The organism is Nocardia sp. NPDC051911 (genome assembly GCF_040681035.1).
In the GTDB taxonomy this organism is placed as follows: Bacteria; Actinomycetota; Actinomycetes; order Mycobacteriales; family Mycobacteriaceae; genus Nocardia; species Nocardia sichangensis.
The window spans coordinates 52,104-77,159 of record NZ_JBFAXY010000009.1; the positions used below are offsets into that span (position 1 = coordinate 52,104).

At 68.1% G+C, this 25,056-nt stretch carries 21 protein-coding genes; 14 read left to right on the forward strand and 7 right to left on the reverse strand.

Annotation, left to right across the window (positions count from 1 at the left end; all coding sequences use genetic code 11):
• Positions 1-31: 31 nt before the first annotated feature.
• Positions 32-1,189, reverse strand: a complete 1,158-nt coding sequence (locus tag AB0L97_RS13400; RefSeq protein WP_355074679.1) for an alpha/beta fold hydrolase — start codon at positions 1,187-1,189, stop codon at positions 32-34.
• A 111-nt stretch (positions 1,190-1,300) separates the two neighbouring features.
• Between AB0L97_RS13400 and AB0L97_RS13405 the strand changes: the two genes are divergently transcribed.
• Positions 1,301-1,894, forward strand: a complete 594-nt coding sequence (locus AB0L97_RS13405; RefSeq protein ID WP_364428731.1) for a TetR/AcrR family transcriptional regulator — start codon at positions 1,301-1,303, stop codon at positions 1,892-1,894.
• 10 nt (positions 1,895-1,904) lie between these two features.
• Here AB0L97_RS13405 and AB0L97_RS13410 read toward each other — a convergent pair whose 3' ends face one another.
• Positions 1,905-2,306: a nuclear transport factor 2 family protein gene (locus AB0L97_RS13410; RefSeq protein ID WP_364428734.1), complete on the reverse strand. Its 402-nt coding sequence runs from the start codon at positions 2,304-2,306 to the stop codon at positions 1,905-1,907.
• Positions 2,307-2,377: 71 nt separating this feature from the next.
• Between AB0L97_RS13410 and AB0L97_RS13415 the strand changes: the two genes are divergently transcribed.
• The 3 genes from AB0L97_RS13415 to AB0L97_RS13425 all read left to right on the forward strand — a co-directional run bounded on the left by AB0L97_RS13415 (position 2,378) and on the right by AB0L97_RS13425 (position 4,883).
• On the forward strand, positions 2,378-3,289 hold the full coding sequence (locus tag AB0L97_RS13415) for a LysR family transcriptional regulator (protein ID WP_364428737.1): 912 nt from the start codon (positions 2,378-2,380) through the stop codon (positions 3,287-3,289).
• Between the two features lie 246 nt (positions 3,290-3,535).
• Positions 3,536-4,252, forward strand: coding sequence for a nucleoside/nucleotide kinase family protein (locus AB0L97_RS13420; RefSeq protein WP_364428740.1), 717 nt, complete (start codon positions 3,536-3,538; stop codon positions 4,250-4,252).
• A gap of 82 nt (positions 4,253-4,334) precedes the next feature.
• Positions 4,335-4,883, forward strand: a complete 549-nt coding sequence (locus AB0L97_RS13425) for a potassium channel family protein (RefSeq protein ID WP_364428743.1) — start codon at positions 4,335-4,337, stop codon at positions 4,881-4,883.
• A 19-nt stretch (positions 4,884-4,902) separates the two neighbouring features.
• Here the strand turns inward: AB0L97_RS13425 and pgi are convergent, their stop codons facing one another.
• A complete protein-coding gene (gene pgi / locus AB0L97_RS13430) occupies positions 4,903-6,540 on the reverse strand; it encodes a glucose-6-phosphate isomerase (RefSeq protein WP_364428746.1) in 1,638 nt (545 codons plus the stop codon).
• 213 nt (positions 6,541-6,753) lie between these two features.
• Between pgi and AB0L97_RS13435 the strand changes: the two genes are divergently transcribed.
• Together AB0L97_RS13435 and AB0L97_RS13440 are read left to right on the forward strand one after the other, a co-directional pair.
• A complete protein-coding gene (locus tag AB0L97_RS13435; RefSeq protein ID WP_364428749.1) occupies positions 6,754-8,211 on the forward strand; it encodes an NAD-dependent succinate-semialdehyde dehydrogenase in 1,458 nt (485 codons plus the stop codon).
• Positions 8,212-8,413: 202 nt separating this feature from the next.
• A complete protein-coding gene (locus tag AB0L97_RS13440; protein WP_364428752.1) occupies positions 8,414-9,622 on the forward strand; it encodes a hypothetical protein in 1,209 nt (402 codons plus the stop codon).
• 147 nt (positions 9,623-9,769) lie between these two features.
• Here the strand turns inward: AB0L97_RS13440 and AB0L97_RS13445 are convergent, their stop codons facing one another.
• Positions 9,770-10,063 (reverse strand): chorismate mutase, encoded by a 294-nt coding sequence (locus tag AB0L97_RS13445; RefSeq protein ID WP_062977356.1) that lies wholly within the window; start codon positions 10,061-10,063, stop codon positions 9,770-9,772.
• A 384-nt stretch (positions 10,064-10,447) separates the two neighbouring features.
• Between AB0L97_RS13445 and pcrA the strand changes: the two genes are divergently transcribed.
• Entirely contained in the window at positions 10,448-13,033 is a 2,586-nt protein-coding gene (gene pcrA, locus AB0L97_RS13450) for a DNA helicase PcrA (RefSeq protein ID WP_364428757.1), read from the forward strand.
• A 57-nt stretch (positions 13,034-13,090) separates the two neighbouring features.
• A complete protein-coding gene (locus AB0L97_RS13455; RefSeq protein ID WP_356963821.1) occupies positions 13,091-13,516 on the forward strand; it encodes a hypothetical protein in 426 nt (141 codons plus the stop codon).
• A gap of 190 nt (positions 13,517-13,706) precedes the next feature.
• Here the strand turns inward: AB0L97_RS13455 and AB0L97_RS13460 are convergent, their stop codons facing one another.
• Complete coding sequence (locus tag AB0L97_RS13460; RefSeq protein ID WP_364428761.1) at positions 13,707-14,021, reverse strand: hypothetical protein; 315 nt, start codon at positions 14,019-14,021, stop codon at positions 13,707-13,709.
• Between the two features lie 215 nt (positions 14,022-14,236).
• Here AB0L97_RS13460 and AB0L97_RS13465 point away from each other — a divergent pair, with 215 nt between their 5' ends.
• Positions 14,237-15,463: a helix-turn-helix transcriptional regulator gene (locus AB0L97_RS13465; RefSeq protein ID WP_364428764.1), complete on the forward strand. Its 1,227-nt coding sequence runs from the start codon at positions 14,237-14,239 to the stop codon at positions 15,461-15,463.
• A 339-nt stretch (positions 15,464-15,802) separates the two neighbouring features.
• Positions 15,803-16,084, forward strand: coding sequence for a hypothetical protein (locus AB0L97_RS13470; RefSeq protein WP_364428767.1), 282 nt, complete (start codon positions 15,803-15,805; stop codon positions 16,082-16,084).
• A gap of 111 nt (positions 16,085-16,195) precedes the next feature.
• Here the strand turns inward: AB0L97_RS13470 and AB0L97_RS13475 are convergent, their stop codons facing one another.
• Together AB0L97_RS13475 and AB0L97_RS13480 are read right to left on the reverse strand one after the other, a co-directional pair.
• Positions 16,196-17,581: a DUF1731 domain-containing protein gene (locus tag AB0L97_RS13475; RefSeq protein WP_364428770.1), complete on the reverse strand. Its 1,386-nt coding sequence runs from the start codon at positions 17,579-17,581 to the stop codon at positions 16,196-16,198.
• Positions 17,582-18,020: 439 nt separating this feature from the next.
• A complete protein-coding gene (locus tag AB0L97_RS13480) occupies positions 18,021-19,328 on the reverse strand; it encodes a M23 family metallopeptidase (protein ID WP_364428773.1) in 1,308 nt (435 codons plus the stop codon).
• Positions 19,329-19,865: 537 nt separating this feature from the next.
• On the opposite strand from AB0L97_RS13480, the gene sucC reads away from it, so the two are divergent.
• From sucC to AB0L97_RS13500, 4 genes are all read left to right on the forward strand, one after another.
• Entirely contained in the window at positions 19,866-21,032 is a 1,167-nt protein-coding gene (gene sucC / locus AB0L97_RS13485; RefSeq protein ID WP_355074652.1) for an ADP-forming succinate--CoA ligase subunit beta, read from the forward strand.
• 26 nt (positions 21,033-21,058) lie between these two features.
• The gene (gene sucD / locus AB0L97_RS13490; RefSeq protein ID WP_355074650.1) at positions 21,059-21,973 is read left to right on the forward strand and encodes a succinate--CoA ligase subunit alpha; all 915 of its coding nucleotides are present in this window, start codon (positions 21,059-21,061) and stop codon (positions 21,971-21,973) included.
• Positions 21,974-22,383: 410 nt separating this feature from the next.
• Positions 22,384-23,466 (forward strand): DUF5336 domain-containing protein, encoded by a 1,083-nt coding sequence (locus AB0L97_RS13495; protein WP_355074648.1) that lies wholly within the window; start codon positions 22,384-22,386, stop codon positions 23,464-23,466.
• 92 nt (positions 23,467-23,558) lie between these two features.
• Positions 23,559-25,043, forward strand: a complete 1,485-nt coding sequence (locus tag AB0L97_RS13500; RefSeq protein WP_364428779.1) for a DUF6350 family protein — start codon at positions 23,559-23,561, stop codon at positions 25,041-25,043.
• The last annotated feature ends 13 nt before the right edge of the window (positions 25,044-25,056 follow it).

Here is a 25,056-nt window from a genome sequence, read left to right on the forward strand (position 1 = left end):
AATCGGCCCAGGAGACCCCGCGCCGCAGATCTCAGAGGGCGTCGAGCCAGGTGAACATGTGGTGGAGCAGGGTGGAACGGGCGCCATAGGCGCAGTGCTCCCCGGCGCCATCGACACTATGCAGGGGAACCAACGTTGTGGGGCAGGTCAATTCGCGGTGTAGGCGCTCGGGCTGGCCCGCGAAGAAGTGGTCGTTGTCCGGGGCGAAGATGAGGGTGGGCGCCGTGATGCGATCGGCGAGGCCGTCGAGGGTGTATTCCCTTGTGCGGCGCAGGTATTCGGAAATGGTGGCGGTGCCGAAGGACCACGGGCCGTTGCGCAGCGCCCACCGTGTGCCGGTGTGGTTGGCCATCATCAGATGCGCGACCGGATCCGCGACGTCATCGCGGCCTGCCATGACCCACTCGGCGGCGACGGCCGGGATGCTCGCGAAGTTCACGTCGTAGTAGCTGTAGATGCCGCCGTCGAGAATCAGCCCGGCGACGCGGTGTTCGAAGGCGGCGGCCCGCGGGGTCAGGAAGCCGCCCAGGCTGTAGCCGTACAGGTAGACGTGCTCGGCGTCCACTTCTGCCCGCGTCAACGCGTAGTCCACGACCGGGGTGAGGACCGCTTCCCAGTCGGGGCGGAAGAACAATCGCTGATGCCGCAACGCGGCACCCTGGCCGGGGCCGTCGTAGGCGAGGACGTTGTAGCCGCGCGGCAGTGCCGCGGCCGCGAGGGCGAAGTACGCCTCCTCGGCCGGGGAATCGAAGCCGCTGGTGAGAATGATGGTCGGCCGGGGTGCGCCGGAGTCGTCGGCCAGGAACAGCAGGCCGGGCAGATGGGTGTCCTGGTAAGGGATCTCGACTGCCTCAACGGGCGTGTCCATGAGTTGGGCGGCTTCGGCGAAGGTGTCCTGGGCCCGTGCGAACAGGTCCTTCGCGACGGGATCGTCGAACGGATCGTCGCGGCGGAAGAACTCGGCGGTGCGGTAGTAGTTCGAGGCGCGCAGCAGCGCCTGTCTACCTCCGAGCGCGCGCGCCCGGTCTCCCGCGACGGTCCACTGTGTGCACCATGCCTCCTCGTCACCGTCGGGAACGGCGCGTGCGACAGCCAGCACCTCGCCGAGATCGGCGCCGCCGAACTCGGCGAAGCAGGCGGTCCGCAGCGCCTCGAAGGCAAAGGACTCGTCATCGAACAGGAACTTCACCGGAATCTCCTACGTCTATCCGACTACGTCAACACGATGGCGTATCGACGTTGAAACCGTAGATTACAACTACGTGTAAACGCAACCGTATCGTCGTGGCATGATGGGGGCATGACAGCCGAACGACGCCGTCCCGCCGGGGCCGCCGTAATGCAACCGCAGGTGACGGAGGCCATCACCGAAGCGGTGCTCGCCGAATTGGCGGAGGTCGGCTACGGCCGGCTCTCGATGGAGGCGGTGGCGCGGCGGGCCGGCGTCAGCAAGCCGACGGTCTACCGGCGTTGGCGATCGAAGGAGAAGATGGTGACCGCTCTCGCCTCGACTCTGGCGGTCGCGGCCGCCGAGACTCCGGACACCGGCACCCTGCGCGGTGATGTCCGGGCCTATCTGGAGTCGGCGGCGGGCATGCTGTCCCATCCGTTGGCGGCCAGGGTCATTCCCGATCTGTTGGCGGAGGCATCGCGCAATCCGACACTGGCGCAGTCGCTTCTGGTCGGTGCGCGGGACACGCGGCGCGAGCGGGCCGCCGATATGCTGCGGCGGGCTATCGCCCGTGGCGAGCTGCCCGTGGATCTGAACCTCGATCTGGCGCTGGACATGCTCGCCGGACCGCTTTATTGGCGGCTGATGATCGTGGGAATTCCGATCGAGCCGGACTATTTGGGCCGGCTCACCGACCTGCTCATCGCGGGTTGGCGAGGCTGAGTCCTGCCTCTCAGGCGGGGCGGGTCAGCACGCGTTCGACCAACGCGGTGTCGCAGTACTCGACCACCTCGCGCAGCTTCCCGTCGGCGACCCGAAAGACGAAGCAATAGGTCTGGTTGTAGGTCTCCCCGCGCGTGGTCACGGCCTCGGCGCGGGCCTGCACGACGACGCGGTCGTCGGCTGCGACGATCGTGTCCGCGGCCGAGCGGTATGCGGTGAACTGAGCCATCAGCGGACGCAGGAGTCCTTCCAGCACAGCTGATTTCGGCTGCCACGTACCGCTCCAGGACCAGTCGCCGGGGAAGACCCAGCGGAAGTCGTCGGCCATGGCGTCGCTGAGTGCGCGGGTGTTGCCGAGGGACATCTGCTCGAAGATGTCGGTGAGCAGCTTCTTGTTGTCGAGCGCGGTCATGCCCACGACGCTAGGGCCGCCCAAGGTATGCGACAAGCGACTGTCTTGCATATGTGGTATGAGAATTACGCATGGATGATTTCACCGTCTCTGGTCTCCGCGTGGTGCGGGAAGCCGCCGCCTGCGGGTCCTTCTCGACGGCCGCGGAGAACCTCGGTTACACCCAGTCCGCGGTGTCCAGGCAGATCGCGCTCATGGAGCGGGCGGCGGGCCGCGCGCTGTTCGAGCGACACGCCCGCGGCGTGCAGCCCACCGAGGCGGGGCGGATCGTGCTGCGGCACGCGGACGTGATCCTCGGCGAACTGGAGCAGGCCCGGCACGACATCCGTCATCTCACGGCGCGCCCGGCGGGCCGCCTGCGCGTCGGTGCGTTCTCCACCGCGATGGCCGCCTTGGTGCCCGGGGCGATCTCCGCGACCCGTGACCGGCAGGTGCGGATCTCGCTGCGCGAGGGGCTCAGTCCCAGACTGCTCACCGCCGTCTCGCGCGGACGCCTCGACCTCGCCGTGGTGACCGCGCCGGACCCCTTGCCCTCCGGCGTGGAGATCGAACCCCTGGTGGACGATCCGTTGCTGGTCGCGGTCCCGCCCACGCATCCGCTCGCGGGCGCCACCAGCGCGACCCCCGAGGTATTGCGCGATGAGCGATGGATCGCGGGCAGCCAGGAGCCGTCCGCCACCCTCCTCGGTGCTTGGCGCGACCCGGACTGGGAGCCGGACATCGCGTTCGTCGCGCGTGATTGGTTCGCCAAACTCGGTCTCGTCGCGGCCGGACTCGGTATCACGGTGGTCCCCGGCATCGCCGTCCCCGTGCTGCCGCCGACCGTCGCGCTGCTGCGCATCGACCACCCCGCCGCGGTTCGGCGCACGGTCATCGCGCATCGTGCCGACCGCGGAGCCGCCGATTCGCGCGGTGCGTTCGCCGAAGCGCTGCGCGACCGAGCGGCCGACTTGTCCGCCCAGGTACGCCAGCGCCTTCGCTGATCGCCGCGTTGTTCTCGTGGACCGGAACCACGGGGGCAGCGCCACGAACGGACACGGCGACAAGCCCGCGCCGCATACGCTTCCGCTCCCGCCCTCCTGGAGCGTGATCCGCGCCTTGCCCAGCTGGAGCCGGGCAAGCGCGCGCGGCATCACTCTGTGGACGAGTGTGGATACCTTTGCGAGGCGCGAGCGCCGGTCAGCGGAAGTGGCGATCCGAAACGGTGGACCGCCGGTAGGGTGGCGGCGGTGGCAGGGCAGTTCGTCGACAGACCGTTGAGCTGGTTGGTCCGGCGGGTGCTGGATCGGGCCGCGCGGGGAAGGTATCTGCTCGGCATCACGGGGCCGCCCGGCGCGGGCAAATCCGCCTTGTCGATCGCGTTGCGCGACGCGATCAATACCGAGGCGGGCGGAGCGGTCGCCGAAATCGCGCCCATGGACGGGTTCCACCTGTCCAACGACGTCCTGCGGGCGGCAGGAAGCTCTGCGCGCAAGGGTGAGCCGGACACTTTCGATGTCGACGGTTACGTTTCGGAGCTGCGCCGCCTGCGCACCACGCCGGTAGGCGAGCCGGTGCCGTGGCCCACATTCGACCGGTCCATTGATGCCCCGGTTCCCGGTGGCGTGGTGTTCGACCGGCAGTCCATCGTCCTCACCGAGGGCAACTACCTACTGCTCGATGACTTCGGGACGCGGCGGTGGTCCGCGGTTCGCCCATTGCTGGACGAGTGCTGGTACCTGGACGCCGCGCGCGACGTGATCGCGAATCGCCTGCTGGACCGGCACATTCGCGGTGGCCGCACCCCCGCGGCGGCACACGACAAAGTGCACCACAGCGACTTGCGCAACGCTGACCTGGTCGCGACCACCCGCGAGCGCGCCGACCTCTTGCTGCGCTGGCATGCGGGAGGCTATGCGGTGGCCGGTCCGCCCCGGGCATCAGCAGTCGATCCGAGCATCTCGTAGCCGACGCATCCCTGGGATCGCAACGCGCATCGTCCGGCGCGTGCGGCGTCTCTTGCGCTCCACCTGGGCCGATGATGGAGGAATGACGGAGAATCGCGCAGTCGGCAGGTTGTCGCGTGCCTTGCACAACCTGCTGGCCGTGGTGTGCGCTCTGCTGTTCTACTACTTCCTGCCGCTGAAGGCTTTGCATCTGGGCCGGTTGTCCGGCGTGTCGGCGCTGCTCGCGTTCGTCGTCGGCGTCGCGGGCTTGATCTGGCTGGCCCGGTGGCGCATCCGGCGGTACATCATGGATCCGCGCGCGACCGTCGGGCGCATCAACGACGTGCTGCTCGTGGTCTGTGTCGTCGTCACGTTCTTCGCCCTGTACTACTACGTGCTGGAATCGCGCGCACCCGGCCAGTTCGAGGGCCTGCACACGCGGACCGACGCGCTCTACTACACGGTGGTCACGCTGGGCACGATCGGCTACGGCGACGTGCACGCGGTGGGGGACGCCGCGAAGGTGGCCACCATGGTGCAGGTCGCCTTCGACCTGGGCGTCATCGGCATCCTGATCGCGATATCGACCTCACACATCATCCAGCAGTTGAACGAGGCGCAGCGCAACCGTCCGACGGGCGGCGGCGACTAGCGCCGAGCGTCGCACGCGATCAGCGATTGGCGCGGTACCAGCGAATGAGCGAATCGGTCGACGAGTCGTCCTGCGGTTCGGGGTCTTCCGCCGACGTGAGCAGCGGCGCCAAGGCGAGCGCCTGCTGTTTGCCGAGTTCGACACCCCACTGGTCGAAACTGTCGATGCCCCAGATCGTGCCCTCCACGAACACCTGATGCTCGTAGAGCGCGATCAGCTGACCGACGACCGACGGGGTGAGGCGCGGCGCGAGGATGGTGGTGGAGGGACGGTTGCCCGGCATCACCTTGTGCGGCACGATCGCCGGATCGGTGCCCTCGGCGGCGATCTCCTCCGCGGTCTTCCCGAAGGCGAGCACTTTGGTCTGCGCGAACAGATTGCTCATCAGGATGTCGTGCATGCTGCCGGTGCCGTCGCTGGTCGCCAGATCGTCGGTGGGCTGGGCGAATCCGATGAAATCCGCCGGAATGAGGCGGGTGCCCTGGTGCAGCAATTGGTAGAAGGCGTGCTGGCCGTTGGTGCCCGGCTCGCCCCAGAAGATCTCGCCGGTGGAGGTGGAGACCGGGGTGCCGTCGGCGCGGACCGACTTCCCGTTCGACTCCATGGTCAACTGCTGGAGGTAGGCGGGAAAGCGGGCCAGATCGTTCGAGTACGGCAGCACCGCATGCGATTCCGCCCCGAAGAAATTCGAGTACCAGACACCGAGCAGGCCGAGCAGCACCGGAGCGTTCGCCTCCAGCGGCGCCTGGGCGAAGTGCCGATCCACCGCGTGCATACCGGCGAGGAACTCCGCGAAGCGCTCCTTGCCGACGGTCGCCATCACCGACAGGCCGATCGCGGAGTCCACCGAGTAGCGGCCGCCGACCCAGTCCCAGAAACCGAACATGTTCGCGGTGTCGATCCCGAACCTCGCGACCCGCTCGGCATTGGTGGACACCGCGACGAAGTGCTTGGCCACGGCGTCCTCACCGAGCGCGGCGACCAGCCAGCGCCGGGCCGCGGTCGCGTTGGTGAGCGTCTCCAGGGTGGAGAAGGTCTTGGACGCGACGATGAACAGGGTGGTGGCCGGGTCGAGCCCGGCCAGCTTCGCGACCAGGTCGGCGGGATCGACGTTGGAGACGAACCTGGCGCCGATGCCCGCGTCCTCGTAGTGCCGCAGCGCCTGGTGCACCATGACCGGACCCAGATCCGATCCGCCGATGCCGATGTTGACCACCGTCGTGATGCGCTCGCCGGTCGCTCCCCGCCACGCGCCGGAGCGCAGCGCGTCGGTGAACTCGCCCATCCGCCGCAGCACCTCGTGCACCTCGGCGCCCGCGTCGACGCCGTCGATGACCATGGTCTCGCCTTCGGGCAACCGCAGCGCGACGTGGCCGACCGCGCGGTCCTCGGAGGTGTTGATGTGCTCGCCACGGAACATCGCGTCGCGACGATCGGGCACGCCCGCCTCGCGCGCCAATTCCACCAGCAGATGCAGGGTTTCGCGGTTCACGCGGTGCTTGCTGTAGTCGATGCGCAGGTCCGCCACCTGGACGGTCAGCTCGCTGCCCCGGGCCGGGTCGTCGGCGAAGAACTCCCTCAGGTGTCGTCCCGCGACGGTGCCGTGGTGATCGTGCAGTTTCCGCCATGCCGCCGTCGCGGTGATGTCGCTGCTCACGTTCGCCGAGACTACAAGCAGGCACCGCCGCGCGCACGGCTGCGGGCGCGGAAGTCGGTCGAATCGGCGTCGAAGGTGGACACCCGTTGCCACACCGGACTTACCCCGACCGTGCACACGAGGGCGCAACGCGCGAGCCCATGCGGTGGACGTGGGTCCGATCCGGGGTCCGCGTCCGTTCCAGGATGAGGTCTCGCGGCATAGGCTGGCCGCATGGTGTCCGAACGTGAACTTCTCGAATCCGTGCCGACGCAGTTGTGGATCGGAGGGCGGGCCGTCGACGCCACCGGTGCGGGTACCTTCCCGGTGCACAATCCGGCGACCGGGGAGGTGCTGGCGAACGTCGCGGACGCGACGCCGGAGGACGCGCTGCGCGCGCTCGACGCGGCCGTCGCGGTGCAGGACGAGTGGGCGGCCACGCCCGCCAGGGAGCGCGGGGAGGTCCTGCGCGCGGTGTTCGAGCGGATCACCGCCAGCGCGGAGGAGTTCGCCCTGCTGATGACCCTGGAAATGGGCAAGGCGCTGCCGGAGAGCCGCAACGAGGTGCGCTACGGCGCCGAATTCTTCCGCTGGTTCAGCGAGGAGGCCGCCCGCGTGCACGGGCGCTATCTGCACGCGCCTTCGGGCACCGGCCGGATCATGGTGCACAAGCAGCCGGTCGGCCCATGTCTGGCGATCACGCCCTGGAATTTTCCGCTCGCGATGGGGACGCGCAAGATCGGCCCCGCGCTGGCGGCGGGCTGCACGATGATCGTCAAGCCCGCCTCGGCGACGCCGCTGACCATGCTGCTGCTCGGCAAGCTGTGCAGCGAGGCGGGACTGCCCGACGGCGTGCTTTCGGTGCTCACCTCCAGCCACTCCGGCGCGGTGACCCAACCGTTGATCGACGACGCCCGGCTGCGCAAACTCACCTTCACCGGCTCCACCGAGGTGGGCAAGAAGCTGGTGGAGAAATCCGCGAACCGGTTGCTGCGCACCTCGATGGAACTCGGCGGGAACGCGCCGTTCGTGGTGTTCGCCGACGCCGACGTCGATGCCGCGGTGCAGGGCGCGATGTTGGCGAAACTGCGCAACGGCGGCGAGGCGTGCACCGCCGCCAATCGCTTCCACGTGCACAACAGCGTGCTCGAGGAGTTCACCACCAAGCTGGTCGAGGCGATATCCAGCAGTGTGCGGCTCGGGCCGGGCGCCGACCCGGACACGACGCTGGGCCCGCTGATCAACGAGGAGCAACTGCGCACGGTCGGCGAATTGGTCGACGACGCCGTCGCGAAGGGCGCACAGGTGCTGATCGGCGGCAAGGCGCCCGACGGCCCCGGCTGGTACTACCCGGCCACCGTGCTGCGCGACGTCCCGCCGCAAGCCAGGATCCTGCGCGAGGAGGTCTTCGGCCCGGTCGCGCCGATCGTCGGCTTCGACACCGAGGAAGAGGGGCTCGCCGCCGCCAACGACACCGAATTCGGGCTGGTCAGCTACGTCTACACCCGCGACCTCGATCGCGCGCTGCGGATCGCCGAGGGTTTGGAATCCGGCATGGTGGGCGTCAACCGCGGCGTCATCTCCGACCCCGCCGCCCCCTTCGGCGGCGTCAAGGAGTCCGGCTTCGGCCGGGAGGGCGGCACCGAGGGCATCGAGGAATACCTCTCCACCAAATACATCGCGCTCACGTGAGAGCGTGCCGCGGATTCCGCGCCACTGAAGGCGATCGATCGCGCAGCTGAGGGTCGAATCCGGCCTGTCGGCGCCGACCCGCGCAGCCCCCCTGCTTTCCGGGGGACGACTTCGTCGATCATCGACACTAGCCTCTACCTGAGGTCCGAGGAGGCGGCGAAGGGGCTGATTGTGAGAAGGTGCGGGTGCCGGTGACGCCTGATTGAGCAACGGCATCGTCAGAGCCTTCTTGCGGGCCGTGGACGATCTGAAACGGCTGACCAAGAGGGAAGCCGAGGGCCTCGCGGACATGAAAACAGGCGCGGCCCGCGCTTCCCGGGAAGTCGTCGATGTGCACACGCACGGGGACGCCGACGGTGCGCTCGCGATCCGACGCGCGGCAGGTGGCGATGCCGGTCCCTTGCGGGATCTGTGCCCCCCGCCGCCGGACCGAGCGTCGCTGAGCCGGGCCGGACAGAGACTCGAAGCCGAACTGAATCGACGTTTCGGCGAGAACGGACCGACCGACGAGGACCTGTATGACTTCATAGCCAACCGTCGGCTGTCCCGGCTGGAGCAATACGCCATCATCGACCGGAGAATCGAGGAAACAGCGGCTTCTCTCGGCCGGGACAGCGCCGACCTACGCGAGCAGATGCGGCGTGAACTGAAGGACGCGCTCGACGGGAAACCGCTCGCCATCCGCGTCCGCGACGACAAACTCGTGGCACTTCTCGAGGAAGGGCGAATCAGGGGCAGCCGCAACCCCGTGGGCGTTCGCGCTCATGCCGAAGAAGAGTGGTTCGGCCCGCACGTCCACGACAACCCGCCCGTCTACGGCTACGTTGCCGTGGACGGAGTGCGTCCTTCCCAAGACGGCATGATCGATGGGTTGTCGGAGCTGAACTACGGCGACAATCAGATCTACCTGAAGCCGGAGGTCCGGTCACGAACGACCATCACGTTCGGTGACTCGCTGGTGGAAAGGGAACGGGCGATACCCTCCCCCCTGGACAACCCGTCGGAATATTCCTATGGCGTCGGAGTGCGCGATCTCGCTCCTATCGGCCGCGACTATCTCGGAGCAGATTTTCGCGCCAGCCATTTCATCGAAGCCCAGATGTTCGATCTCACAACCGCGGACATAGATTTCATCGGGTTGCACCAGTCACCCAGTCCGGCGTTGCGACAGGCGCTGGACCAATCCGGAGTGGATTGGCGTGTCCTGACCAATCGCACGATCGCGGCGGAGGGCAGCCCCGCGGAACGAGCGGCCGCGATCGAACGGACGAGTCAAGACCTCGAGCATCTTCGCCATGTGCATCCCGTTATGCGCTCGCATGCCGAACCGCTCGAAGCAGAGCTGAGGGCCGACCTGCGGGCGCTGAACGATTCCACCTCAGGTGATGGACCGGCCGCCGAACCCGGATAGCGTCGGTGGACGCCTTCCACCAAGCCGACGGTCTGAAAACCTTCCGCGCTCCTCTGGGGGCGGACATGAAGTGACCGCCCCGGGTGGCATAGCCCGGGGCGGTCTATTCGAAAGCGACGGTCTCGCGAGCGCCGCGTTGGGGTCAGATCAGTGGCCGAGACGACCGCGGCCGAGGCGAAGCAGCAGCATGGCGAGGGTGTGGCCCTCTTGGCCGAGCTCGCTGAAGCGCTCCAGCACCTTCATCTCGCGACTGTGCACGAGGCGCGGCCCGCCTGACGCCATGCGCGTCCGGCCGATGATCCGGGAGATCTCCGTCCGGCGCTTGATCGCGGCCAGGATCTCCGCGTCGAGACGGTCGATCTCCTTGCGGAGCTTGTCGATCTCGGCCTCGGTCTGCGGCAGCGCGGATTCGGACCCGGTCGTCGTGGCAGGGGTGCTCATCATTCATCTCCTCGTGTCAGAACATGGATCGGCGGGTGCCGAAGGCTCGTTACCGATCAGTTCTTTCACCGTGAAACAGACCTGGTGGGGCCTTGTATTGTCCCCCCAGAAGGCGTGCTCAGGTACAGGCTCCGCGATCCCGGCGTTCGGCTGGCAGCCGAATCGGATGTCTTGCGAAAGCGCTGAGCATGTCGCCAGTGTGCCACGGGTAGGGGGGTATGCAAAACGTATACGTTTGGCAATGTCGCGAGAAACGCAGGTCGTTTCGCCCGCCCTTCCCACCAGGGGGAGTTCACCCGCCGTTCAGTCGACCGGCGCCGAACCGATACCGATGTCACCCGGGGCTTCATCTCTGTCGGTGCCCGCCGGTAGCGTGGATGGACGATGGACATCACGGTGGCTCCCAAGACGCAGGGCGGTCGGGTCGTGCACCCGGATCCGACATCGAAACCGCAGCTCGCCGGCGGTAACGCGGCGGAGGGGCGGCAGCCTGCCTCCGTTCCCGAGGCGCCGCCAACGGACGCCGAGCGCGAACGGCAGCGCGTCGAGCGGGAACAGCGGCGCGCCGAGGAGGCCGAGCGCCTGCTCGACAGCCTCAATCCACAGCAGCGCGCGGCGGTGGTGCACACCGGATCCCCGCTGCTCATCGTGGCGGGCGCGGGCTCGGGCAAGACGGCCGTGCTCACCCGCCGCATCGCCTACCTGCTGGCCGCCCGCGGTGTCACGCCGGGCCAGGTGCTGGCCATCACATTCACCAACAAAGCCGCCGCGGAGATGCGGGAGCGGGTGACCGGGCTGGTCGGCCCGCGGGCGAACGCCATGTGGGTGTCGACGTTCCACTCCAGTTGCGTCCGCATCCTGCGGACCCAGGCGGCGCTGCTGCCCGGCCTGAACTCGAACTTCTCGATCTACGACGCGGACGATTCCCGGCGCCTGCTCACCATGATCAGCCGCGACCTGGACATCGACGCCAAGAAGTACTCGGCGCGCCTGCTCGCGACGGCGATCTCGAACCTCAAGAACGAACTCATCGACCCGGCCCGCGCCACCGCCGACGCGGAATCGGACGACACGGAGCTGCCCGGCCTGGTGGCCAAGGTCTACACCGAATATCAGCGCAGGCTGCGCTCGGCGAACGCGCTGGACTTCGACGACCTGATCGGCGAGACCGTGGCGCTGCTGCAGCACCACCCGCAGGTCGCCGAGTACTACCGCCGCCGGTTCCGGCACGTGCTGGTGGACGAGTACCAGGACACCAACCACGCGCAGTACGTCTTGGTCCGCGAGCTGGTCGGCCACCACGTGGAAGGCGGCGACGAGGACCGGGTGCCGCCGAGCGAACTGTGTGTGGTGGGTGACGCCGATCAGTCCATCTACGCCTTCCGCGGCGCGACGATCCGCAATATCGAGGAGTTCGAGCGCGACTTCCCCGACGCCGAAACCATTCTGCTGGAGCAGAACTACCGCTCCACCCAGCACATCCTCTCCGCCGCCAACGCGGTGATCTCGCGCAACGAGAACCGGCGCGAGAAGAAGCTGTGGACCGATTCCGGCGAAGGCGACCTGATCACCGGTTACGTCGCCGACAACGAGCACGACGAGGCGTCCTTCGTCGCCCGCGAGATCGACCGGCTGGTCGACCAGGGCGAGGCCAACTACGGCGACGTCGCGGTGTTCTACCGCACCAACAACAACTCTCGCGCGCTGGAAGAGATCTTCATCCGGATGGGCCTGCCCTACAAGGTGGTCGGCGGTGTCCGCTTCTACGAGCGCAAAGAGGTGCGTGACGTGGTCGCCTACCTGCGCGTGCTGGAGAACCCGGAGGACGCGGTGAGCATGCGCCGCATCCTCAATACGCCCCGCCGCGGCATCGGTGACCGAGCCGAAGCCTGCGTGGCTGTCCATGCCGAACAACGCGGGATCGGTTTCGCCGCCGCCCTGCGCGACGCCGCCGAAGGCAAAGTGGCGCTGCTGAACACGCGCGCTCAGCGCGCCATCGCCGGCTTCCTGGAATTGCTCGACGACATCAGGGCCGCGGGCGAACAAGCGGAGTCCGACTTCCCCGACCTGGGCAACGTCGTCGACGCGGTGCTCGAGCGCACCGGTTATCGCGCCGAGCTGGAGGCGTCCGACGACCCGCAGGACGGCGCCCGGCTGGACAACCTCAACGAGTTGGTCAGCGTCGCGCGCGAGTTCAGCTCCGAGGCGCACAACAACGCGGAGGCCGCCCGGCAGGAGGGGCTGTTGCCCGAGGTGGGCGAAGGCGAGCCGGATCCCGGTTCGCTCGCCGCGTTCCTCGAGCGGGTCTCGCTGGTGGCCGATACCGACCAGATTCCGGACGAGGGCTCCGGGGTGGTCACGATGATGACGCTGCACACCGCCAAGGGGCTGGAATTCCCGGTGGTGTTCGTGACGGGTTGGGAAGACGGGCAGTTCCCGCACATGCGCGCACTCGGTGATCCGACCGAGCTGGCCGAGGAACGCCGCCTCGCCTACGTCGGCATCACCAGGGCCCGGCGGCGGCTGTATCTGACGCGGGCGGTGGTGCGTTCCGGCTGGGGCCAGCCGGTGTCGAACCCGGAATCGCGTTTTCTGCAGGAAATTCCGGGTCATCTCATCGATTGGCGCCGGCTCGAGCCCGCCGGTTCACCCGCGACGAGGGGTCTGCGGCGGCGTGGCGGGGACGACGACGGGCTGGATCGGGACTGGACCCGCGGCGACGGCTGGGCGGAGCCGCGTCCAGGCTTGCGTGATCGCGGTCCGCGCAGGCCCGCTCCCGGCGGCGCGACCCGCAACAACACGAATTTGGTCCTCGCCGTGGGGGATCGGGTCAGCGACGACAAGTACGGTCTCGGCCGCGTGATCGCGGCGGAGGGCTTCGGCCCACTGGCCACGGTGACCATCGACTTCGGCACCGCGGGCAAGATCCGGTTGATCCCGCAGTACAGCCGGACGTTGGTCAAGCTATGAGCCGCGTAGGCCTTTCGACCCTGCCCTTGCCGGTGTCGCGCCGGTAGCGTCCGCCGCGTGGATACGATCGCACAGCATCTCCTGTGGTTCCTGCCCATGCTCTGGCTCGGCATGGTGCTGGCCATCTCGTTCCTGGAAGCGCCGCTGAAGTTCCGCGCCCCAGGGGTCACGCTGCCGCTGGGGCTCGGCATCGGCCGCCTCGTGTTCCGCGCGCTGAACACCGTGGAGGCTGTGCTCGCGGTGCTGCTGGTGCTCGCCGCAGTGATCGTCGGCCCCGGCGCGGCGACGTGGGCGTGGCTGGGCGTCGCCGCGGCAGTGCTGGCCGTTCAAATCGTGGTGGTGCGCCCGCCGCTCTCACGCCGCTCCGATCGCGTGCTGGCGGGCGAGGAACTGCCGCGCTCCCACGCGCACTATTGGTACATCGGCCTGGAGGTCGTCAAGGTCGTCGCGTTGGTCGCCCTCGCGATCACGGCGGCGCCGTAGGCAACGCCGATCATCGACGGAGCAGGTGCGTCGATTTCCGCCGCCGTAGCTCAGCCAGGGACTTCGCTTGTCGTCGCCGTGGTCCGGGCATTCCGTCCATACCGCGCTCCTCGTGGGATGAGCGGAGCGCGCACCAGTCAGCCGAAATTCGCCAGCCCGACAGCTCGGCACGACCCGCCTCGAGATCGTGTCAGCGCGGCTCTCGCGAGGTGTCCGGCTTCATCCGCCCGGCCTCGATGAGCGTCTGCCGGGCCGCTGCCTTACGCGGGCATTGATCGGCTCGGCATGCCCTGTGCCGTTGCATGGTCTGATGCGCTTCCGGAACGCTCAACGGCGTTTCGGGAGCTTCGTGCGGCCAACCGGTAGGCCACAGCCCGGCGTCGGGCCGCTCGGCGCTGATCCGTTCGCGTTCGCGTGCGGCGCGCCACTCGGCGGCTACGCGATCGATGATCGCTTGCGCCGACATGTCGTCCTGCTCGCCGTCTCGCCACCAGTTGAACCCCATCGCGTTCACCCCTGCTGTTCTCGCTCGTCATGTGGACGCACGCCACCCGGCGGGGTGATGGTCACCGCGGAGCCGCTCACAGCTCGCGATGCGTCCGTTCGGAACGGAGGGACGCGCCCGCCGGGTGGGTGCGGCTGCCAGCGTCGCGCGAAAAACTTCGCTCTGGACTGGGAAAATGGCTACAGCGCGTCTACCGATCCGCATACGATCCACGCATGGGGACGGACGGGGGATTTGCTCCTGACATCGGGGAACGTCTGCGAGCAGCCAGGCAGGCGGCGGGGCTCTCACTGGCCGAACTGGCTGCCCGCATACCGTTCTCGCGCAGCTACCTGGGTCATGTGGAGACCGGAACGCGCGCCGCCTCAGCCGATGTGGTCGCCGCCTACCTGCGCGCATGCGGCGAAATGACATGCGACCCTGTCACACTGGTCAGTATGTTGGGCCGAGGGGACGTCGACCGGCGGTCGTTCCTGCGCACATCCGTCTACAGCGCCGCGCTGTCCGCGACCGCGCTGGCGTCACAGTCCGATGTGGCCCGGTTGATGCGCATCTACGAATCCGCGCACGTAGGCATGCCGGAAGTCCGTGCCGTCCAGGGAATCACGGATGCCTTCTTGCGCATGGACGAAGTCAAGGGCGGCGGCATCGGCCGAACCGCCGTCGCGGAGTTCCTGAGCACCGACGTCGCGTCCCTGCTGCGATCGAGGTTCGCCGATTCGACAGTCCGTTCCGCCGCGTTCAGTTCCGCCGCCGAGTTGGCCTACCTGGCAGGCTTCAAGGCGCACGATGCCGGTGAGGACGGCATCGCGCAGCGCTATTTCCTCGCGGCGTTGCGGCTCGCGGAGGAATCCGGAGTTCCGGGGCAGGACGGTTTCTGCTTCCGCATGCTCGGGTTACATGCCACCGATGTACGACAGCCGCAGCACGCCGCTGAGCTTGCCGAACGTGGAGTGGCAGTGGCGCGCGACAAAGTAGGCCCGGACACCATGTCCTTGTTCCTGGTCGGGCTGGCGCGCTGCTATGCCGAAACGGGGCAGCATCGAGCAGCGCGGAATACGTTGCGGGAGGCCGAGCCGTGGATAGATGCGGAAATCACCACCGAGTTGCCTCGCTGGGCAGCCCTCTGGTGCCCGAATAAGGCGAGCGTAGCCAGGCAGACATCGAAAGCGTTCGCCGCTTTGGGCGACCACGCTGAAGCCGAGCGGTACCTGTTCCTGTCGCATTCGATGTGGAGCGCTGTTACGCACACGCGAATCCACGCGCTTTCCGCCGCGGAGACGGGGCTGATCCGGTGGCGTCTCGGACGGCATGAGGACGCGGCGAAGCTATGGCGTCCCGCACTGCCGATTCTGTCCACCGTGTCCTCGGACCGCGCATCGAAGGTTGTGCGGAAGGTGCGGAAGGTCGCTCCGGAATTGTTCGCCAGCAGGGCAACGTGACAGCGCGCAGTACGTTGCTAGCGGCCCGTTGCTCAACGCTCTCCAGCCCAGACCAGTGGCCGTGAACTCCGCCCGGATGGGTTCGGCGCACGTCGGCATGCCGAACTGGGTGCGGCACCCAGAACTGCCGCGCCAGTAAATCGGGTGACGGCTTGCTCGTATGGTCGTAGCCTTCGCGACGTAGCCCGCTTGTACCGTCGAGGACGCCTGATGATCAGCGAAACGATTCCCATGTGGACCTCCCAGCGCACACTGGTCCCCCTGCGTGATTTGCTCGAGTTGTTCCCGCCGAACAACTGGCGGTGGGTGGTCGAGGAGTTCGACGGGACGTTCGGTCGAATGTCCACCGGAATCACTCGTCCCGCCTGGGCACAGTTCCAGGAGATGGTGTCCGCCGGTGCAGTGGCATTCGATTGGGATGGAGTCCAACAGTTCGCGCACGGTGTTGATCAAATGATCGATGGCCGGATTGTCGCGACCGATGAGAACCACACCACTGTGGTTCAGTTGGACGCGTTCGACAGCACCGAATACGAAATCGTCATCGATCCGGGCTGGGGCGGAGCGGCTGCGTTCGTTTCCGCTGTCCGGTCCAAGTGGGCTCCCCGGGACGCATCGTAGGCGAGCAGTCCGGGGGCTCCGACGCTGCGTAGACGTGAGCGATACGGTCCGTACTTCCCTGGCGTGGACCATCCTGCCGGAGAGGCCGCATGACCGGTCCGTTTCGCGGTGTCAATGCGGCAGCAGGTCTGCCAACGCCTTGTCGAGGGTGGGGTAGCGGAAGGTGAAACCTGCCTTCTCCTTCAGTACCTCCGATCTGGCGTGACGGCCGGTCAGACCGAGGGCCGGATCGGAGCGCAGGAGGAGCGCGCCTAGCTTCAGCACGAATTCCGGGGTCGGCGGCGCGGGCGGCCGGTGCAGGCGCTTGCGGAGGACGCGCATCAGCTCGCGGTTGCGAACCGGTGTATCGGTGGCGGCTACCAGGATTCCGTTCGGCAGTTCGAGCGCCGGATCGAGGCCGAGTGCGGCGCGAACGATCGCGAGCCAATCCTCGATGTGGATCCAGCTGAACCATTGTTGGCCGGGCCCGACTCGACCGCCGAGCCCGGCTCTGGTGAGTTGAGTGAGACGTTTCAGGGCGGGCGCTTGTGCGTCGAGCACGATCGAGGTGCGCAGAATCGTCCAGTGCGCCGCGCGGGCGGAGTCGAAGGCGCGCTCCCACGGTTCGGCGACGCCGGTCATCTGCGGCAGCCCGATCGGCAGGGGAGTGCTTTCGGTGCAATGGGTTTCGCCCGCATCGGACCAGATCGCGGTAGTGCTCGCCTGCACCCAGTAGTCGATCGGCGCGTCCAGCGTCGCGGCGGCGGTAACCAGAGCGCGGGTGGAATCCACTCGGCTGGCCCGTAATTCGGCGATGTCCTCCGGCGTCGGTCGGCAGTCGACCAGCTTCCCGGCGAGGTTGACGATCGCGGTCCGTCCTGGATTACGGAGTGCCGCAACCCATTCGCCGACCGACTTGCCGTCCCACTCCGCTTGATCGAACGGCAGCTGGGGATCGCGACGGCGGGTGAGTATGACGGCGCGATGCCCACGACAGGTGAGGTCGGCGGCGACATGCCTGCCCAGCCCGCCGGTGCCGCCCGGGATGACCACCGTGAGCGCGTCGGCGGCGGGCTCGAGTCCGGCTGAGCGGGCCAAGCGGGCGAAACACACCCGCACATCGGTTTCCAGGAACGCGGCGTCGAGCAGCCGGGCCATACCGGCCGACGCGCCGAGGAAGGTCAACCGCTGGGTGATTTCGGCGCCGCCGTCGCGCGGCGTCAGCGTCCAGGTCAGCCGCATCCGCCCGAGCGGTTCGGGTTGCTCGATCCGCAGCTCCCGTTCCGGCCGGACAGCGGCGACGATGAACGGCAGCACGGCGCGCCCGTGCAAAGCGCGGTGCGCCTGCCCCTGCGGCACATAGCTTCCCGTACTGCCCACTGCGATCGGACTGTCGAGCCGCACCGACGCGATCCCCGGGTTCCATTCCGGCCATCGCGGCGGATCGGCGAGTACCTCCCAGATCCGTTCAGCAGGCAACGCGATGAATTGTGTGTACGTCGTTGTACGTCGTGCCATGGGCTCGACGCTAACCCGATGTCTGCCGCGGGGGAATCGTGTGCATCGTCATGTACCGCGACACACCTCGACTCAACGACAATGCGCTGGCCAGGCTGCGCGGGCGAAGTCTCGCGCTAGAGGGGGTCGCGCCGGGCCATTACGGATTCGCGACTTGCAATTACCGAGCGGATGAGGCGACCGCGCACGCGGCGAAGTTTCGCACCCGAAGCCGGGCCGCGCGCCCGCGTTCATGGTGAGCAGCCCGCTGCGATGGGCGAGCACGGGCTGGCCGGACTGCTGCGAGCAGCTATGTGCTGTAACCGGTTTCGCACCCGCATTCATCGTGCGCGAACACAGCGGAGGAGCGTACATCCATCTCTGGCTTGTGCGATCCATGGTCCGCCGGGTTGCTGCCAGCCGACTGGGAAGGCGCGTCAGGCACGCGTCAAGGCGTCGCTCAGTCGCGCTGCGGGCCGAGGCTGATGCCACGGGTGGCCAGCCAGGGCAGCGGGTCGACCTTGTCGGTGCCGTTCAACCAGACCTCGAAGTGGCAGTGCGGGCCGGTGGAGAACCCGCGGTTGCCGATCGTGGCGATCTGGTCACCGGCGAGCACACGCTGGCCCGCCGACACCGTGGCGGTGTCGATGTGGCCGTAGATGGTGACGGTGCCGTCGTCGTGCAGCAGGCGGACCCACATGCCGAAGCCCGACGCGGGACCGGCCTCGATCACGGTGGCGTCGGCGACGGCGTAGATCGGGGTGCCGATCGGGCCCGCGATGTCGATGCCGAGGTGTTGCACGCCCCAGCGGGCGCCGAAGCCGGAGGTGAAAGTGCCCGCGGCGAACCTGGTGAACAGGGGCCGAAGCTTCGAGGCCTCCTGGGCGGCGAGGTCCTCGGCGTACTTCTGGCCCTTTTGCAGGATGTCGTTGAACTGATCGAGGTTGGCCGGCGCGGAGACGCTCAGCACCTGCGGTGAGTCCGGCGCCGCCGTCGGGTCGGCAACGTTCATCGACTGCGCGGCGATCTCGTGGATCTGTCCGGCGGCTTCGTAGTCGACCGCCTGCGAGGGCTGGTCGGGCGAGGCGAACGCGGCCTGTCCGGCCGCTACGACAGCGCCAGCGGCGACGGCCGCCACCGCGGCGCGTCCCTTGAGCGCGGCGGGCGGCGCGGCCACCCGGTGCGCGCCACCGCGCTTGTTCGTGGCACGGCGCCCCGGGATGACGGTCGGAAGAGCACGTGCGCCCGGCTCCTCGTCGGACTCGGGTTCGGGCTCGGCGGTCTCGGTCGCCCAGGACTCCTCGGGAGCCCAGCAGCCGGTGTCGGACACCCAGGCTCGCTCGTCGGGCGCCCAGGTCTCCTCTTCGGCCCACGCCTGGCCGGAGTTCCACGCCTGGCCGGAGTTCCACGCCTGGCCGGAGTTCCACGCCTGGCCGGAGTTCCATGCCGCACCATCGGACCAGGCCTCTTGCTGGGCCCAATCTTGTTGCGGCCAGGCGTTGTTCGTGGCCCAGGAGTTGTCGGAGGCCGCGTTCGCGTGGACCGGCTGGTCGTAGCCCCCGTCGTGGACGGGCGACTCGGTCTCGAAGCCGTATCCGGCGCCGGCGGCCTGCAAGTCGTACTCGCCCTGCGGAGCCTCGTACCCGGCGTAGTGCGGGTCGAACGATGGCTCGGCGTAGCTCGCCGGGGCGAAGGACTCGTCGTCGGGGCGGTAACGATGTCCCGTCCGCGAGCGATCAGTGGGAGCGAAGGTGGAACTGTGGTTCATCGGCGGTGCCACATCGTGAAGCTGGTGGAACTCGAAAGCCGCTTGACCAGCGGCGTCGATCGGTCGAATGCGGAGCGGCTCTCCGTCTGCGGAGCGCTGTGCTGCGTCAAAGCTTGCCGTCCTCCTAGTCGTGACCGTGTTGTGACATCGACCGCATTGACGGTAACGAAACGATTGAGCCGCGACAAGCGGTGCGCCGCTTCCGTAACAAACATGTGAGATTCATCACGCTCGGCCCGCGGAATATCTCACTGCGGTATGGGCACCCCTGAGAGGTCGTTCAACGACAAGTTGTAGTAGATTCCGGCGCGCTCCCGGGTTCCGTCCTCTACCTGGCGCGGTGTCAGCAACCTACTCGCCAGTAGTGTTGGCCAGCGGTTTTGCCGCTCCGAACGACGCCGGGTGACCTGCGCCACTTAGGATGAACGTGGCCGATTGGCCCTCCATGTGACTGGTTAGAGTCCGACCCGACCCGCTTCCGACGTCGGGCCGCCAACAAAGACGTTGTCATCACAACGCAGACGAGACGGTGAGTACATGGATCTCTTCGAATATCAGGCGAAGGAGCTCTTCGTTAAGCACGGAGTGCCTTCGTCCGAGGGCCGCGTCACGGACACGGCCGAGGACGCCCGCGCCATCGCGGAGGAAATCGGCAAGCCGGTGATGATCAAGGCCCAGGTGAAGGCCGGTGGCCGTGGCAAGGCCGGTGGCGTCAAGTACGCCGCGACCCCGGACGACGCGCTCACGCACGCGCAGAACATCATCGGCCTGGACATCAAGGGCCACATCACCAAGAAGATCCTGGTGGCCGAGGCCAAGGACATCGCGGAGGAGTACTACATCTCCTTCCTGCTGGACCGGGCCAACCGGACCTACCTGGCCATGTGCTCGGTCGAGGGCGGCATGGAGATCGAAGAGGTCGCCGCGACCAAGCCGGAGCGGCTGGCGAAGGTTCCGGTCGACGCGGTCAAGGGCGTCGACCTGGCGTTCGCGCGCTCGATCGCCGAGCAGGGCCACCTGCCCGCCGACGTGCTGGACGCCGCGGCCGTGACCATCCAGAAGCTGTGGGAGGTGTTCGTCGCGGAGGACGCCACCCTGGTCGAGGTCAACCCGCTGGTGCGCACCCCGCAGGACGAGATCCTCGCGCTGGACGGCAAGGTCACCCTCGACGAGAACGCCGGATTCCGCCACCCGGAGCACGAGGCGTTCGCGGACAAGGACGCGACCGACCCGCTCGAGCTCAAGGCCAAGGAGAACGACCTCAACTACGTCAAGCTCGACGGCGAGGTCGGCATCATCGGCAACGGCGCAGGCCTGGTCATGTCCACCCTGGACGTCGTCGCCTACGCGGGCGAGGGCCACGGCGGCGTGAAGCCGGCCAACTTCCTGGACATCGGCGGCGGCGCCTCGGCCGAGGTGATGGCAGCGGGTCTGGACGTCATCCTGAACGACAGCCAGGTCAAGAGCGTGTTCGTCAACGTGTTCGGCGGCATCACCGCGTGTGACGCGGTCGCCAACGGCATCGTGAAGGCGCTGGAGATCCTGGGCGACGAGGCCAACAAGCCGCTGGTCGTCCGCCTGGACGGCAACCGCGTCGAAGAGGGCCGCAAGATCCTGGCCGACGCCGACCACCCGCTGGTGACGCTGGCGCAGACAATGGACGAAGGCGCCGACAAGGCCGCCGAACTGGCAGCCGCCCGATAACGACGGCCGAGTAAGGACGAAAAGAAATGTCTATCTTCCTGAACAAGGACTCCAAGGTCATCGTCCAGGGCATCACCGGCGGCGAGGGCACCAAGCACACCGCGCTGATGCTGAAGGCGGGCACCCAGATCGTCGGCGGTGTGAACGCGCGCAAGGCGGGCACCACCGTCGCGCACACCGACAAGGACGGCAACGCGGTCGAGCTGCCGGTGTTCGGCACCGTCGCCGAGGCCATCAAGGAGACCGGCGCCGACGTGTCCATCGCGTTCGTGCCGCCGAAGTTCGCCAAGGACGCCATCATCGAGGCCATCGACGCGGAGATCCCGCTGCTGGTGGTCATCACCGAGGGCATCCCGGTGCAGGACACCGCCTACGCGTGGGCCTACAACGTGGAGAAGGGCGGCAAGACCCGGATCATCGGCCCGAACTGCCCCGGCATCATCACCCCCGGCGAGTCGCTGGTCGGCATCACCCCGGCCAACATCACCGGCAAGGGCCCGATCGGCCTGGTGTCCAAGTCGGGCACGCTGACCTACCAGATGATGTACGAGCTGCGCGACTTCGGCTTCTCGACCTCCATCGGCATCGGCGGCGACCCGGTCATCGGCACCACCCACATCGACGCCATCGAGGCGTTCGAGAAGGACCCGGAGACCAAGCTGATCGTGATGATCGGCGAGATCGGCGGCGACGCCGAGGAGCGGGCCGCGGCCTATATCAAGGCCAACGTCACCAAGCCGGTCGTCGGCTACGTGGCAGGCTTCACCGCCCCCGAGGGCAAGACGATGGGCCACGCGGGCGCCATCGTGTCCGGCTCCTCGGGCACCGCCCAGGCGAAGAAGGACGCGCTGGAGGCCGCGGGCGTGAAGGTCGGCAAGACGCCGTCCGAGACCGCCGCGCTGGCTCGCGAGATCCTGGAGAAGGCCAGCATCAGCGCCTGATCTCCACGCCGTGCACGAAGGCCGCCTCCGAATTCGGGGGGCGGCCTTCGTCATGTGTGGCGGGGGCTCAGGCTTGGGCAGAAGCCGAGCGTCCGGTCCAGCCACTCGCGGTTCTCCTCGCTATCCATCACGAGGCAGCCGGGCGGATGGTTCATCTCGTTGTCACCGGGAATTCCCCGCTATTGAGAATCCGTGTGGTGTGAAAAGCGCCATCGCGGGCAACAGTTTCAAGGAGCGGTAGGTGGTCTCGCTAGGAGCTTCGCGCCGGACACCGCCGCGACCTGCCGTGATGCGGGCGAATCCGCTCGCCGCGGCCGTCGCGGCGGGATGACCTCGGCGAGGGAGTGCAGTAGCGTCAGAAGTAATCCAGCCGTGAAGACCATGTACGACTCGATTTAGGAGACGACGACATGTCCTACCCGACCGGGGGCTCTGGGTACAACACACCCTCGCCCTCAGCGCCATCCAGCCAGAGTTCGGCCGCGGGTGGTGCCACTTCAGGTTCGAGCGCTACCGGTTCCGATGCCAAAGGTCTGCCGTTCTTCCTGGTGGTCGGCGTAGCGGCGCTCGGCGTGATCAACTTCCTGCTCGGCTTCCTGCCGTTCCTGGGCAGGAAACCGATCGATATCGGCGGCCGCACGGTCAGCACGACGGAGACGGCCAACCTCTTCGAGGTCGCGTCCGGCTCGCCGCTGCTCGGCCTGCTGCTGCTCGGCGGTCTGCTCGCCGGACTGTCGCTGCTGCCCAAGCAGAACTGGACCGGTGCGGCCGCGGCGGCTTCGACCGCCGGCTTCGTCGCGTTGCTGTTCCAGTCGTTCAACTTCGGTTCGGGCAGCGAGCTGAAGGTCGGTGCGTTCGTCCTGCTCGTGCTGTCCTTCGTGCAGGCAGCGGTGGCGATCGCCGCGACGCTGTTCGAGGTGGGCATCCTCAAGGCGCCCGCGCCGCGCCCCGCTGCCGCGCCGAGCGGGTTCGGTCAGGGCGGCTACGGCCAGCAGCCGTCGTACGGACCGGGTCAGCAGTCCTACGGGCAGCCGGGTCAGCAGCCCGGCTACGGCGCGAGCCCCTACGGGCAAGCCGGGTACGGCGCGCAGTCCGCGCCGCCGCAGTTCCCGTCCCAGCAGGGGCAGCCGTCGCCTTACGGGCAGAGCCAGCCGAGCTACGGACAGAGCCAGCAGGGCCAGGCGTACGGACAGCCGCAGTCGCCTTACGGGCAGAGCCAGCCGACCACGGCCTACGGCGCGCCCCAGCAGCCGGGTTCGCCGTACGGCGCGCAGCCGCGCCCCGACGAGAGCGTGACTCAGCACTTCGGCGGCCAGCAGCAGTCCGGTCAGCAGTCGCCCTACGGTTCCCCGAGCTACGGCCAGCAGCAGGCTCAGACCAGCCAGCCGAGCCAGCCGAGCCAGCAGAGCGGTCCGTTCGGCGGCGAGCAGAGCGGCGACCCATCCTCGGACGCCACCCAGGCATTCCGTCCTTCGGACGACAAGAACAAGTAGAGAACTCAGCGGCGTCCTCCCCGGTGCGGCGATCGCGTGCCTGCGGCGCGCCTGACCCGTTCGCGCCGGGGAGGATGCCACGCTGAAATGCCATGAGCTCCTCCAGAAACTCCTCGGCCCGCCGGATCGGCGGGCCGCGCTCGTCGCAGCCGCACCCCGACGCGGACGAAGCCGGGTTTCTGTCCCTCACCCCGGAGCGGTCCAGGGTGCTCATCGCCGTAGCGGGCCGCCCGTCCGCCTTCGGGCTGACCACCCTCGTCGTCCTCGTGCTCGCCACGCTCCTGGCGGCGGGCAGCGATCTGGACGGCGCCTCCGGCGCGATCGCCGCCTCCTGGTTGGGCGTGCACCAGGTTCCGCTGGTGATCGGCAAGACCTCGCTCGGCTTGCTTCCGCTGTTGCCCACCGCCCTGCTGGTCTGGCTGGCCGCGCGGGAATGCGCGCGCGCCGTGGAGCCGCAATGCACTCGAGCGGATCTCGGGTGGATCGTCGGCGCTGCGGTGGGTGGTCCGCTGCTGGTCACCATCGTCTGCCTCGCGGTCACCGAAGACGCTTCCGGTGTCATCGCGCTGCAACCGCCGAACACCCTCGCCGCCTTCGTGTGGGTCGCCGCGTTGTATCTGTTCGCCGCCGCCATCGGCATCGCCGTCCGTCTCCGGCGCGAGCTGTTCGTGCTGCTGCGGCTGCCCGATTGGGCGGTCTCCGGCCTCTACGGCGCGGGCCGGTCCGTCCTGCGCCTGCTGGGTTGCGCGAGCGCTGTGGTGGTGGTTTCGTTCCTCGCCCACATTTCGCGGTTCGGTGACATGTATCAGTCGGCGGGCAATGTCGGCGGCGTCCTCGGCCTGACGCTGCTCTCGCTGGCGTATCTGCCGAACCTGGTGATCCACACCGTCGGTGTGCTGGTCGGTTCCAGCGCGCAGATCGGCGTCGCCTCGTTCGGGGTGTTCTCCGTCGTCGGCGGACCGATACCGGCGTTTCCGTTGCTCGCGGCGGTGCCGACCGGTCCGGCGGCGGGTTGGTGGCCGGTGGTGCTGCTGATCCCCGCGGCGGTCGGCGTGCTCGGCGGGCTGGACATCGCGCGCACTTCCACCGACCGGATCGGCGCGCCGTGGGCCACGCTCGTCTCCGCCGCGCTCGCCGCGCTCGCGCTGACCGTGGCGGGCGCGGTCGCGGGCGGCGAACTCGGCGAGGTGGGCCGGGTCGGCCTGCACCTGCCGATCTTCGCCTCGGTCACGTTCGCCTGGCTGGCGATCCCCGGCTACGCGGGCCTGGTGTTCGCCCGCTGGTTCCTCGTGCCGGTCGGCGTCCCACCGGCGGACTACACCGATCCGTACGACGATTACCCCGACGACGACTACGACGACTACTACGAGACCGACGACGACTACTACGAGGACGACGACTACTACGACGACTACGACCGGCCCGAGCTGGAGGCCCCGCTGGACGCCGAACTCGTCGACGAGCCGCCCGCGATCGAGACCGTCGGTCGGTCTCACGACCACGCCGCGGGCGACATCGTCGACGCCGAAGTGGTCGAGGCGGACCTGCCGGATAGTGACCGGGTGGACGGTCGTTAGGCTCTAACCCGGC